This window comes from Mycobacterium sp. 050134 (assembly GCF_036409085.1).
In the GTDB taxonomy this organism is placed as follows: Bacteria; Actinomycetota; Actinomycetes; order Mycobacteriales; family Mycobacteriaceae; genus Mycobacterium.
On record NZ_JAZGLV010000043.1, the window covers coordinates 1 to 12,411 of the forward strand.

At 68.6% G+C, this 12,411-nt stretch carries 10 protein-coding genes; 6 read left to right on the plus strand and 4 right to left on the minus strand.

Going from position 1 to position 12,411, the window contains the following annotated elements; all coding sequences use genetic code 11:
* Window positions 1-98: 98 nt before the first annotated feature.
* A complete protein-coding gene (locus SKC42_RS27090; RefSeq protein WP_330967313.1) occupies window positions 99-416 on the minus strand; it encodes a chorismate mutase in 318 nt (105 codons plus the stop codon).
* 242 nt (window positions 417-658) lie between these two features.
* Between SKC42_RS27090 and pcrA the strand changes: the two genes are divergently transcribed.
* A complete protein-coding gene (gene pcrA, locus SKC42_RS27095; protein ID WP_330967314.1) occupies window positions 659-3,061 on the plus strand; it encodes a DNA helicase PcrA in 2,403 nt (800 codons plus the stop codon).
* Between the two features lie 74 nt (window positions 3,062-3,135).
* Here pcrA and SKC42_RS27100 read toward each other — a convergent pair whose 3' ends face one another.
* Together SKC42_RS27100 and SKC42_RS27105 are read right to left on the minus strand one after the other, a co-directional pair.
* Complete coding sequence (locus SKC42_RS27100) at window positions 3,136-3,699, minus strand: hypothetical protein (protein ID WP_330967315.1); 564 nt, start codon at window positions 3,697-3,699, stop codon at window positions 3,136-3,138.
* A gap of 1 nt (window position 3,700) precedes the next feature.
* Window positions 3,701-4,756, minus strand: coding sequence for a M23 family metallopeptidase (locus SKC42_RS27105; protein WP_330967316.1), 1,056 nt, complete (start codon window positions 4,754-4,756; stop codon window positions 3,701-3,703).
* 323 nt (window positions 4,757-5,079) lie between these two features.
* Here SKC42_RS27105 and sucC point away from each other — a divergent pair, with 323 nt between their 5' ends.
* The 3 genes from sucC (at window position 5,080) to SKC42_RS27120 (ending at window position 8,767) form a co-directional block, all read left to right on the plus strand.
* Window positions 5,080-6,243, plus strand: a complete 1,164-nt coding sequence (gene sucC, locus SKC42_RS27110) for an ADP-forming succinate--CoA ligase subunit beta (protein ID WP_330967317.1) — start codon at window positions 5,080-5,082, stop codon at window positions 6,241-6,243.
* A gap of 12 nt (window positions 6,244-6,255) precedes the next feature.
* Complete coding sequence (gene sucD / locus SKC42_RS27115; protein ID WP_330967318.1) at window positions 6,256-7,158, plus strand: succinate--CoA ligase subunit alpha; 903 nt, start codon at window positions 6,256-6,258, stop codon at window positions 7,156-7,158.
* Between the two features lie 82 nt (window positions 7,159-7,240).
* A complete protein-coding gene (locus tag SKC42_RS27120; protein ID WP_330967319.1) occupies window positions 7,241-8,767 on the plus strand; it encodes an acetyl-CoA acetyltransferase in 1,527 nt (508 codons plus the stop codon).
* 89 nt (window positions 8,768-8,856) lie between these two features.
* Here SKC42_RS27120 and SKC42_RS27125 read toward each other — a convergent pair whose 3' ends face one another.
* Window positions 8,857-9,705 carry an LLM class F420-dependent oxidoreductase gene (locus SKC42_RS27125; RefSeq protein WP_330967320.1) on the minus strand — a complete coding sequence of 283 codons (849 nt, stop codon included), beginning with the start codon at window positions 9,703-9,705 and terminating at the stop codon, window positions 8,857-8,859.
* A 200-nt stretch (window positions 9,706-9,905) separates the two neighbouring features.
* Here SKC42_RS27125 and SKC42_RS27130 point away from each other — a divergent pair, with 200 nt between their 5' ends.
* Window positions 9,906-10,835, plus strand: coding sequence for a DUF5336 domain-containing protein (locus SKC42_RS27130; RefSeq protein ID WP_330967321.1), 930 nt, complete (start codon window positions 9,906-9,908; stop codon window positions 10,833-10,835).
* Between the two features lie 48 nt (window positions 10,836-10,883).
* Window positions 10,884-12,239 carry a cell division protein PerM gene (locus SKC42_RS27135; RefSeq protein WP_330967322.1) on the plus strand — a complete coding sequence of 452 codons (1,356 nt, stop codon included), beginning with the start codon at window positions 10,884-10,886 and terminating at the stop codon, window positions 12,237-12,239.
* Window positions 12,240-12,411: the final 172 nt, after the last annotated feature.

A 12,411-nucleotide genomic window follows, 5' to 3' on the forward strand; every position in this document is an offset into this window, starting at 1 on the left:
AGTGACGGTCGCGAGTGCGGCGCAGCCGGACGCTGCGGGCCGTCACGGTTGTTTGAGTGACGGTCGCGAGTGCGGCGCAGCCGGACGCTGCAGGCCGCTCAGTGACCCAGCCGCCCCCGGCCCAGCCGTAGCAACAGCATTGCCAGGTCCTTACCGTCCGGGCCGAGCTCGCTGTAGCGTTCGATCACCTTCATCTCGCGGCTGTGCACCAGCCGCGTGCCGCCCGATGCCATCCGGACCTTGCCGATCGCCTGCGAGACCTCGGCCCGCCGCTTGACTGCGGCGAGGATCTCGGCGTCGAGCCGGTCGATCTCTCGGCGCAACTCGTCGATGTCGGTGGCCTGGGGGGGCTCAATCATTTCGGTGTTCATCTCTGCTAACTCCGCGTTCTCCTGATGTGGGGGTTCTGGTCTCATCCGGTGCGGGCCTCGCAAAGAAACGAGCCCCGAATCCTTCAGCGGACCACGGGGCTCTGCGATAGCAGCTAGACCATGGGCACCGCTGGTCGGTACCCATAAAAAAATCGGCGCTGCGCGTGGAGCACTCACCGAGTGTGCACCAAAGGCCGCGCACGCGCAAAGGCTACGTCGGGTATGGTGCCGCCGCGCGGCGCCGTCTGCCCACGCGTGTCGGCGGGTGGCGGTAAGTTTGGACAGACATGAGTGTGCACGCAACCGACACCAGACCCGCCTCCGAAGCCGAAGAACTGCTCGAGGGCCTCAACCCGCAACAGCGCCAGGCCGTGGTGCACGAGGGTTCCCCGTTGCTGATCGTCGCCGGCGCGGGCTCGGGGAAGACGGCGGTGTTGACGCGGCGCATCGCCTACCTGATCGCGGCGCGCGGCGTCGGTGTCGGCCAGATCCTGGCCATCACCTTCACCAACAAGGCCGCCGCGGAAATGCGCGAACGGGTGGTGCGGCTGGTCGGCCCCCGGGCCCGGGCGATGTGGGTGTCCACCTTCCACTCGACCTGCGTGCGCATCCTGCGCAACCAGGCGACGCTGATCCCGGGCCTCAACTCCAACTTCTCCATCTACGACGCCGACGACTCGCGGCGCCTGCTGCAGATGATTGGGCGCGACATGGGGCTCGACATCAAGAGATACTCGCCACGCCTGCTGGCCAATGCCATCTCCAACCTGAAGAACGAACTGATCGACCCGGAGCGGGCGGTATCCGACCTGAACGAGGGCTCCGATGACCTGCCCCGCACCGTCGCCTCGGTGTACGGCGAATACCAGCGCCGGCTGCGGGCGGCCAATGCGCTGGACTTCGACGATCTCATCGGGGAGACGGTGGGGGTGTTGCAGACGTTCCCGGACATCGCCCAGTATTACCGGCGGCGCTTCCGGCACGTCCTGGTCGACGAATATCAGGACACCAACCACGCGCAGTACGTGTTGGTGCGGGAGCTGGTGGGGCACGGCGGTTCAGCGAGGCTCGACGGAGTCGGCCCAGGGGCCGGCGGAGGCGAGGCGAAGCTGGGACCGCCGAACGAACACCACACCGAGGACGGTGTTCCCCCGGGCGAATTGTGCGTGGTCGGTGACGCCGATCAGTCGATCTATGCGTTCCGCGGCGCCACCATCCGAAACATCGAGGATTTCGAACGCGACTACCCGGACGCGACGACCATTCTGCTGGAACAGAATTACCGATCCACGCAAAACATCCTGTCGGCGGCCAACTCCGTCATCGCCCGCAACGCGGGTCGCCGGGACAAGAGATTGTGGACCGACGCCGGCGCCGGCGAGCTGATCGTCGGTTACGTCGCCGACAACGAGCACGACGAGGCCCGGTTCGTCGCCGAGGAGATCGACGCCCTCGCCGACCGCGGCGAGATCACCTACAACGACGTCGCGGTGTTCTACCGCACCAACAACTCGTCGCGGTCCCTGGAAGAGGTGTTCATCCGCGCCGGCATTCCCTACAAAGTCGTTGGGGGAGTGCGGTTCTACGAGCGCAAGGAGATCCGCGACATCGTCGCGTACCTGCGCGTGCTCGACAACCCCGGCGATGCCGTCAGCATGCGGCGCATCCTCAACACTCCGCGCCGTGGCATCGGCGACCGGGCCGAGGCATGCGTCGCGGTGTACGCCGAGAACACCGGGTCAAGCTTCGCCGACGCGCTGGTGGCTGCCGCCAAAGGAAAAGTGCCGATGTTGAACACGCGCGCGGAGAAGGCGATCGCGGGTTTCGTCGAGATGCTTGACGAGCTGCGGGGGCGGCTCGACGACGACCTCGGCGACCTGGTCGAGTCGGTGCTGGAACGGACCGGGTACCGCAGGGAGCTGGAATCGTCCAACGATCCGCAAGAGCTGGCGAGGCTGGACAACCTCAACGAACTCGTCAGCGTGGCGCACGAATTCAGCACCGACCGGGCGAACGCCGTCGCGCTCGGCGAGGGATCGGAAGCGCCGGAGGACGAAGACGTGCCGGAGACCGGTGTCCTCGCGGAGTTCCTGGAGCGAGTGTCGCTGGTCGCGGACGCCGACGACATCCCCGAGCACGGCGCGGGTGTGGTGACCCTGATGACGTTGCACACCGCCAAAGGCCTGGAGTTTCCGGTCGTGTTCGTCACCGGCTGGGAGGACGGAATGTTCCCGCACATGCGGTCGCTGGACGACCCCACCGAGCTTTCCGAGGAGCGGAGACTCGCCTACGTCGGCATCACGCGGGCGCGCCAGCGGCTCTATCTGAGCAGGGCCATCGTCCGGTCTTCATGGGGACAGCCGATGCTCAACCCCGAATCGCGATTCTTGCGGGAGATCCCGCAGGAACTCATCGAGTGGCGTCGCACCGCACCGGCCCCGTCGTTCAGCGCGCCGGTCAGCGGTGCCGGCCGGTTCGGGACGCCGCGGGCCGCGCCCACCCGCTCCGGCGCGGGCAAGCGCCCGCTGCTGGTGCTCGAGCCCGGTGATCGGGTCACCCACGACAAGTACGGCCTGGGCCGGGTCGAGGAGGTCGCGGGTGCGGGCGAATCCGCCATGTCGCTGATCGACTTCGGCAGCGCCGGTCGGGTGAAGCTGATGCACAACCACGCCCCGATCAGCAAGCTCTAGTCGGCCCGCGCCGAGCGTGCAGCCAGTGTGGCGAATCGGCGAATCACTCGCCGCCAGTACACGTTCGGTGCGAATCAGGCCTGCAGCCAGCGGGTGGTCCGCGGATGCAGCGCCAGGAGCACACTGGCGATCGGCAGCAGGGGCAGGGCGTGCACGATCCACGCCACCCGCGCGCCGGCGATGAAAACTCCGCCGTAGGTCAGCACTGCGACGACCGCACCCGCCACGATGAGGTGCCGCCCGAGCGGGCGGCGCTGCAGCATTATGATCACGCCCGTGATGGTGGTCGCCGCGAACACCAGGGTGAGGAAGGCGACCGCGATGCAGAAGAGTCGGTCGGTGCGCCACCAGCCGGCGATCAGGTCGGTGGCCACCACCGACGTCGCCCACCCGCTGACGATGCTGACGGCGCACGCGGCGACGGCGGTGCGGCCGCCCGGCTCGTCGGTCGGCGCGGCCGGGGCGCGCGCAGGGCCCTGGTATCCGCGTGATTGCGGGGGAATGTGAGTGGTGGGGGACTCCGCCACAGTGGGGATCGGCCCGGTGGGCGCCCGCCGGATGATCCGCGTCCGCGATTCGGAGGGTGACTCGGGCTCAGGCGGCCGTGAGGCAGCAGGTGGCTGGTTCGGCGCGGTCACCTCAGCCAGCGTAGTTGCCGAGCATAAGACCCCGCTGAGCGAGCCACGGCACGGGATCGATCCTCTCGGTGCCGCCCTGCAGCACCTCGAAGTGCAGGTGGGGGCCCGTGGAATTCCCCCGGTTGCCCATGGTGGCGATCTGGTCGCCGGCCATCACCCGCGCGCCGGTGCTCACCAGGGCGGTGTTGATGTGGCCGTAAAGCGTGACCGTGCCGTCGGCGTGGCGCAGCTTGACGAGCATCCCGTAGCCGGCGGCCGGGCCGGCCTCGATGACGACGCCGTCCGACACGGCATAGATCGGGGTTCCGATCGAATTGGCGAGGTCGATGCCGGCGTGCAGCACACCCCAGCGATACCCGAAGTTGGAGGTGAAGATGCCCTTGGTGGGCATGACGTAGAGCGGCTGCTGCAGTCGGGCCTCGCGCTGGGCGCGATCGTTGGCGAAGGCGACGCCATTGGCGAGCTCTTGGTTGTGCACGGCGGCGCTCGCCGCGGGCTGGAGAGCGACCACCTGGGCGCCACGGACAATGTTGCCGTCCGATCCGCCGATCATCGCCGACGCGTTGGCGGTCAGGATGGCCTCGGTCTTGGGTGTCTCGGCGGGGCCGGTCGCAGTGTGCGCCGCCGCGGCTGCCGCCCCGGCGGCCATCGCCGAGATCAGGAGGCGGCCCCTAGCGGCGCTGGTCGGCTCCTTGCGGTGTTGCCCGCCGCGCCGGACCGCCGGGATGATGTCCGTATCCCGGGAGGACTCGAAGAAGCGTTCCAGACGATCGAAGCGCGAGTCGACGGGCACGCGCACCACCACGTCGGCCGTGGGAGCGGCCAGCCGCACGGGGGCCAGATCGTCGGCAGCGTCCAGGTCGTCCAGTTCGGGTGCCGACAGCACCTGTGACGCGATGTCGAAGGTGGAATCGTTGGTGAAGTCGAGATCGTCCAGATCGTGGGCGTCGTTGAAATCCAGGTCGTCAAAGTCGAAGCCGTCGAGGGGCAAGATCTCGGTGACCTCGTTGCGGTGAGACTCCGACCACCGGCCCCCGGCCGCGCGGCTAACCCTCACCACGTCTGAGGTTTCGGCACATGAACGAGCCAAACGGTGCTGGGACAAGCTGAAATGTCCTCATATCGTGACCATAACGTTATCTGGACCCTAGGAAGGTATCCGTTAACGAAGGACGCTGGCAACCTCGCGTCCCAAACCGATCGAAAATGTGACTCGGGTCACGAACCGGGGCGGCCGCGGCGCCGTGAGCTATACCACAACCGTGGGTGCGAACGTAGCAGTCGTTTGGCCAGTGGATACAGTTCGTCCGGGTGAGTTGCCGAGTGCGGCACCGCCCACCTAGAGGCCTAGTAGTTGAGTCGAGCGAAGACAGAGAGCCCATGGACCTTTTCGAGTATCAGGCGAAAGAACTATTCGTTAAGCACAACGTACCTACTTCGCCCGGTCGTGTGACCGACACTGCGGAGGGCGCAAGGGAAATCGCGACCGAAGTCGGCGCCCCGGTGATGGTCAAGGCGCAGGTGAAGGTCGGCGGGCGGGGCAAGGCCGGCGGCGTCAAATACGCGGCGACGCCGGACGACGCCTACGAGCACGCCAAGAACATCCTCGGCCTCGACATCAAGGGCCACATCGTCCACAAGCTGCTGGTCGCCGAGGCCAGCGACATCGCCGAGGAGTACTACATCTCCTTCCTGCTGGATCGCGCCAACCGCACCTACCTCGCGATGTGCTCGGTCGAGGGCGGCATGGAGATCGAAGAGGTGGCTGCCACCAAGCCCGAGCGGCTGGCCAAGGTGCCGGTGGACGCCGTCAACGGAGTCGACCTGGCGACCGCGCGCTCCATCGCGGAGAAGGGCCACCTGCCGGCGGAGGTCCTGGACGCCGCCGCGGTCACGATCCACAAGCTCTGGGAGCTCTTCGTCGCCGAGGACGCCACGCTTGTCGAGGTGAACCCGCTCGTCCGCACCCCGGACGACCGGATCCTGGCGCTGGACGGCAAGGTCACGCTCGACGCGAACGCCGACTTCCGCCACCCGGAGCACGCCGAGTTCGAGGACCGCGCGTCCACCGACCCGCTGGAGCTCAAGGCCAAGGAGCACGACCTCAACTATGTGAAGCTCGATGGTGCCGTCGGCATCATCGGCAACGGCGCGGGGCTCGTGATGTCGACCCTGGACGTCGTGGCCTACGCCGGTGAGAAGCACGGCGGGGTCAAGCCCGCCAACTTCCTCGACATCGGGGGCGGCGCCTCCGCGGAGGTGATGGCCGCCGGCCTGGACGTCATCCTGAACGACAAGCAGGTCAAGAGCGTGTTCGTCAACGTCTTCGGCGGCATCACGTCCTGTGACGCCGTCGCCAACGGCATCGTGACCGCGCTCAACATGCTCGGTGACGAAGCCAACAAGCCACTGGTGGTTCGGCTCGACGGCAACAACGTCGACGAGGGCCGGCGCATCCTGGCCCAAGCCAACCACCCGCTGGTGATCCAGGCCGACACCATGGACGCCGGTGCCGACAAAGCCGCCGAGCTGGCGAACAAGTAAGGGAGCCAATCAATGTCGATCTTCCTGAACAAAGACTCCAAGGTCATCGTCCAGGGCATCACCGGCGGTGAGGGCACCAAGCACACCGCGCTCATGCTGAAAGCCGGCACCCAGGTGGTCGGCGGGGTGAACGCCCGCAAGGCGGGCACCACCGTCTCTCACGTGGATCCGGTCGGCAAGGACGTCGAGCTGCCGGTGTTCGGCACCGTCGCCGAGGCGATGAAGGAGACCGGCGCCAACGTGTCGGTCGTCTTCGTGCCACCGAAGTTCGCCAAGGACGCCATCATCGAGGCCATCGACGCCGAGATCCCGCTGCTGGTCGTCATCACCGAGGGAATCCCGGTGCAGGACACCGCATATGCGTGGGCGTACAACCTGGACAAGGGTCACAAGACGCGCATCATCGGGCCGAACTGCCCCGGCATCATCACGCCGGGTGAGGCGTTGGCGGGCATCACGCCCGCCAACATCAGCGGGTCCGGGCCCGTCGGGCTGGTGTCCAAGTCCGGCACGCTGACCTACCAGATGATGTACGAGCTGCGCGACTTCGGTTTCTCCACCTCGATCGGCATCGGCGGTGACCCGGTGATCGGCACCACCCACATCGACGCCATCGAGGCCTTCGAGAAGGACCCCGACACCAAGGTCATCGTGATGATCGGCGAGATCGGCGGTGACGCCGAGGAGCGCGCGGCCGACTACATCAAGGCCAACGTCTCCAAGCCGGTCGTCGGTTACGTCGCGGGCTTCACCGCGCCCGAGGGCAAGACCATGGGCCACGCGGGCGCCATCGTGTCCGGCTCGTCGGGCACCGCGGCCGCCAAGAAGGAGGCCCTGGAGGCGGCCGGCGTGAAGGTCGGCAAGACGCCGTCGGAGACCGCGGCGCTGGCTCGGGAGATCCTGCAGAGCCTGTAGGGATCGTTTCGGGTCGCCGCCATCGAACTGTGCGAAGGCCTCGGACTTGGCCGGGCCCCGACCCGCAGTAGATAGTGGTTCTATGAATCTCGACCCGAACACCCCCGTCATCGTCGGCGTGGGGCAGTTCACCGAGCGCATCGAGGACTCCGGCTACCGCGGGATGTCGTCGGTAGACCTGGCGACAGCGGCGGCGCAGGCCGCGCTGCACGACTCCGGGGCCGACGTCATCGCCGTCTCCGGGGCCGTCGACACCGTCGTCGGGATCCGGCAGTTCGAGCTCTCCGGCCGCACGCCGGCGCCGATGGGCAAGTCGAACAACTACCCGCGGTCGGTGGCGATGCGCATCGGTGCGGCGCCGGCCCGCGCGGTGCTCGAGCCCATCGGCGGCCAGGGCCCGCAGCATCTGGTCACCGAGTTCGCCGGTGCCATCGCCTCGGGCGAGGCGGAGGTGGTGCTGATCTTCGGCTCCGAAAACACCTCGAGCATCAGGTATTTCGCCGACCGGGCTAAGCCGGACCACTCCGAGACCGTCGAGGGTTCCCTCGAGGATCGGGGTTTCGGGTACGACGGGCTGTTCGACGACTACACCGTCGCGCACGGCCTGATCGGAGCGCCGGCCCAGTACGGGCTGCTGGAGAATGCACGCCGCGCCCGGCTGGGCCTCAGCGTGTCCGATTACCGGCGGCGGATGGGCGAGCTGTTCGCCCCGTTCACGAAGGTGGCGGCGAAGAACCCGTTCGCGTCGTCCCCGGTGGAGCGCAGCGTCGACGAGCTGATCACCGTGACCGCGTCCAACCGGATGATCTGTGACCCGTACCCGAGGCTGTTGGTGGCCCGCGACCAGGTTAACCAGGGGGCGGCCGCGCTGCTGATGTCGGTGGCGGCCGCCCGCAGGCTCGGCGTGCCCGAGGAGCGGTGGGTGTTCCTACACGGCCACGCCGACATGGTGGACCAGCCGCTGCTGGATCGCCTCGACCTGACGTACAACTCGGCGTCGGTGCTGGCGGTCCGGGAAGCGCTCGCCGGGGCGGGTGTCGGCATCGACGACGTGTCGACCTTCGACCTGTACAGCTGCTTTCCCGTCCCGGTGTTCAACTTCTGCGACGGCATGGGCCTGGCCACCGACGATGCGAGGGGTCTGACTCTCACCGGCGGGCTGCCGTATTTCGGTGGACCGGGCAACAACTACTCGTTGCACGGGATCGCCGAGACGGTCAGCGAGATGCGGGACCTGCCGGGTCGGTTCGGCCTGGTCGCCGCCAACGGCGGCATCATGAGCAAATACTCGGTCGGGGTGTATTCGACCACCCCGGTGAATTGGAAGCCCGACAACAGCGCCGCGCTGCGCGCCGAGGTCGCCGCGCGTCCCAAGGCGCCGGTGACCATCAGGGCGGAGGGCGCGGCGACCATCGAGACCTACACCGTGCGTTACGACTGGCCGGTGCGCACCGGCCTGATCGTCGGCCGCCTCGACGACGACGGCAGCCGCTTCCTCGCGGTGAGCGAGGATCCCGATCTGGTCGGGCTGCTCAGCGAGGGCGAACCCCTCGGGGCGTCGATCCTGGTCCGGCCGACCGAAAAGGACAACCGGGCCGCGCTGGCCTGAGCGTCTGACCTTTCCACGACACATAATCCACCCCCACGACACGCCGTAAACCGTCGCCGTGGTTTATGTCTCGCGGAGACGAAGCCGCCTCAGACCAGGGCGGCCAGTTTGCCCGCGAGCCGCTCCACATAGGCGGCGATCTCGGCCTCCGGGCGGTCTGGGAGGCCGAACAGCACCTCGGTCACCCCGAGCTCGGCCCACTTCGCGAGCTTCTCGGGTACCGGCTTGAAGTCCAACGCGACGATCTGCGGCGCCCCGTCGCGGCCGGCGGCCGCCCAGGTGTCCTGCAGCAGCTTCACGGGCTCGTCGATGTCGAGGTCGCGCGGAGTGGTGATCCAGCCGTCGGCGCTGCGGGCGATCCACTTGAAGTTCTTCTCGGTCCCGGCCGCGCCGACCAGAACGGGGATGTGGGGCTGCACCGGCTTGGGCCACGCCCAGCTGGGACCGAACTTGACGAATTCCCCCCCGTAGGCGGCCTCCTCCTTGGTCCACAGCTCGCGCATGGCCTCGATGTACTCGCGCAGCATGGTCCGGCGCCGCCCCGGCGGTACCCCGTGATCGGCGAGCTCGTCGGTGTTCCACCCAAACCCAACGCCGAGGCTTACTCGCCCGCCCGACAGGTGGTCCAACGTGGCGATGCTTTTCGCCAACGTGATCGGGTCGTGCTCGACGGGCAGCGCCACCGCCGTCGACAGCCGCACCCTCGAGGTCACCGCGCACGCCGCGCCCAAACTCACCCATGGGTCTAGCGTCCGCATGTAGCGGTCGTCGGGCAGGGAGGCGTCGCCCGTCGTGGGGTGAGCCGCCTCCCGCTTGATCGGGATGTGCGTGTGTTCTGGCACGTAAAACGTTTGAAAGCCGTGGTCGTCGGCAAGCTTGGCGGCCGCCGCCGGCGAGATGCCCCGATCGCTGGTGAATAGCACGAGCCCGTAGTCCATGGACAGAATTAGAACGTGTTCTATCTGCGCTGGGCAAGCGGGTGGCCGTTCGGGTGGCCGTGCGGCGGGGCGGTGGCTGCGCCGCCGGTATCCGTACGTGCGCTAGCGTGGTTCATCGAATCACCTGGGAGCACAGCGTCGCACTGCAACAGAGGCGTCCGCTAAAGCACATCAAGGCACTGGAAGCAACTGGAGGAGTCATGACCTACTCGCCCGGTAGTCCCGGATATCCCCCCTCGCAGCCCGGCGGCTCCTATTCGGGCGGCACCCCGTCATTCGCCAAGGACGACGACGGCAAGAGCAATCTTCCCCTGTACCTCACCGTGGCCGTGGCGGTGCTGGGCCTGGCGGTCTACCTGCTGAACTTCGGACCGACCTTCACCTTCAACGCCGACCTCGGCCCGGGCGCCGGCGGGCGCGCCGGTGACGCCGGCAACGCGGTGATCGTCGCGGTGCTCGCCGCTTTGCTCGCGGGCCTGAGCCTGCTGCCCAAGGCCAAGAACTACCTCTCGGTTGTCGGGGCCATCGCCGTTCTGGGTGCGCTGCTGGCGATCAGCGAGGCGATCAACACGCCGTCGGCGGTGTCGATCGGCTGGGCCATGTGGCCCCTGGTGGCGTGCAGCGTCCTGCAGGCGATCGCAGCAGTCGTGGCGCTGCTCCTGGACGCCGGCGTCATCACCCCGCCGGCCCCGCGGCCGAAGTACGACCCGTACTCGCAGTACGGCGGCCAGTACGCGCAGTACGGGCAGTACGGACAGCAGCCCTACTACGGTCAGCAGCAGCACGGCGGACCGCAGTCGCACAACCCGCAACAGCAGCAGCCGTCCGGCTACGGCGCGCAGTACGGGGGATACCAGTCGAGCCAGGCGCCGACGCAGAGCGCGATTCCGACCGGAGGCTTCGGCGCCCAGTCGCAGTCGGGCCCCCAGCCGGCGGCGCAGCAACATGGGGCGAACACCCCGCCGACCGGCTTCCCCAGCTTCAGCCCGCCGCCCTCGGCCGGCGCGGGCTCGGGGTCGGAAGGGGGAGCGGCCACCGCCAACTACTCCGGTCAGTCCGAGGGTCAGCAGCCCTATGGGCAGGGGCAGCAGCAGTCGCCTTCGTCACCCTCTGGGCCCGCGCCGGCTTAAGCGCGCGGTTGCGCGCCGAGTAGGAGACGTGCGCCAAGAGTGACGCGAGTGGAGGACAACCGGGCGGCGGGTGCTCGCCAGGCGCGCGACCTCGTCAGGGTCGCCTTCGGCCCGGCGGTGGTCGCGCTGGTCATCATCGCCGCGGTCACCCTGATTCAGTTGCTGATCGCCAACAGCGACATGACGGGCGCGTTGGGCGCCATCGCGAGCATGTGGCTCGGCGTGCATCAGGTGCCGATCTCGATCGGCGGTCACGAGCTGGGTGTGTTGCCCCTGCTGCCCGTCCTGCTGATGGTGTGGGCCACGTCGCGCAGCACGGCGCGGGCCACCTCCCCGTATTCGTCGTGGCTGGTGGTTCGCTGGGTGGTTGCCTCGGCGCTGGGCGGTCCCCTGCTCATGACGGCGATCGCCCTGGCCGTCATTCACGATGCGTCCTCGGTGATCACCGAGTTGCAGACACCGAACGCCCTGCGCGCGTTCGTCAGCGTGCTGGTGGTGCACGCCATCGGGGCCGCCGTCGGCGTGTACTCCCGGGTGGGCCCCCGCGCGCTGGCGGCATCGCCGCTGCCGGGCTGGCTGGGCGATTCGCTGCGGGGGGCGACTGCCGGCGTGCTGGCGCTGGTCGGATTGTCGGGGATGGTGACGGCGGCGTCGCTGGTCGTGCACTGGGCGACCATGCAAGAGCTGTTCGGAATCACCGACTCGATATTCGGGCAGTTCAGCCTGACCGTGCTGTCGGTGTTGTACGCACCCAACGTCATCGTGGGCACCTCGGCCGTCGCGGTCGGGTCCAGCGCGCACCTCGGCTTCGCGACGTTCAGTTCGTTCACCGTCTTCGGAGGTGACATCCCGGCGTTGCCCATCCTCGCCGCCGCGCCCAGGCCGCCGCTCGGTCCGGTGTGGGTCGCCCTGCTCATCGTCGGCGCCTCGTCGGGCGTGGCGGTCGGGCAGCAATGCGCCCGACGGGCGCTGCCCCTTGTCCCCGCCATGGCCAAACTCCTGGTCGCCGCGGTGGCCGGGGCGGCCGTGATGTCGTTGCTCGCTTACGCGGGCAGCGGCTCGCTGGGCAACTTCGGCCACGTCGGCGTGGATCAGGGCGCCCTGGCCGTCGGGGTCTTCTTCTGGTTCGCGGTCGTCGGTGCGGTGACGGTGATCATGACCGGCGGCATTCGCCGCCGACCGCGGCGGCCGAAGCCCAGGCCCGCGCCCCCGCCGGCGGCGGGGGAGCCGGCCGACTTCGCGGAGCTGTTCGACGAGCCCGAGGACCAGGAGCCCGAGGGCCGGGAGCCCGGAGCGGGCGCGGGCGGGCACGGCGACGCGGTTCCCGAGGGTGTTCCCGAGACGGCCGGCGACGAGGCCGACGAGGGCCCGCCGCCGGAGGACCCCGAGCGTCCGCTGGATTGAGCATCCGGCCTGTTCCGGCCTCGAGTCTGCGCTGACGGCCTCGAGCCTGCGTCCAGCGCGTCGACACGCCAGCCGCCTCCGCGCGCCGTGCGGGCTCGATGCGACAGCGGCGCCCGGCGTGGTCTGACTGTCGGCCTCCTCCGCGCGCCGTGCGGGCGCGCATCGTCGCCCG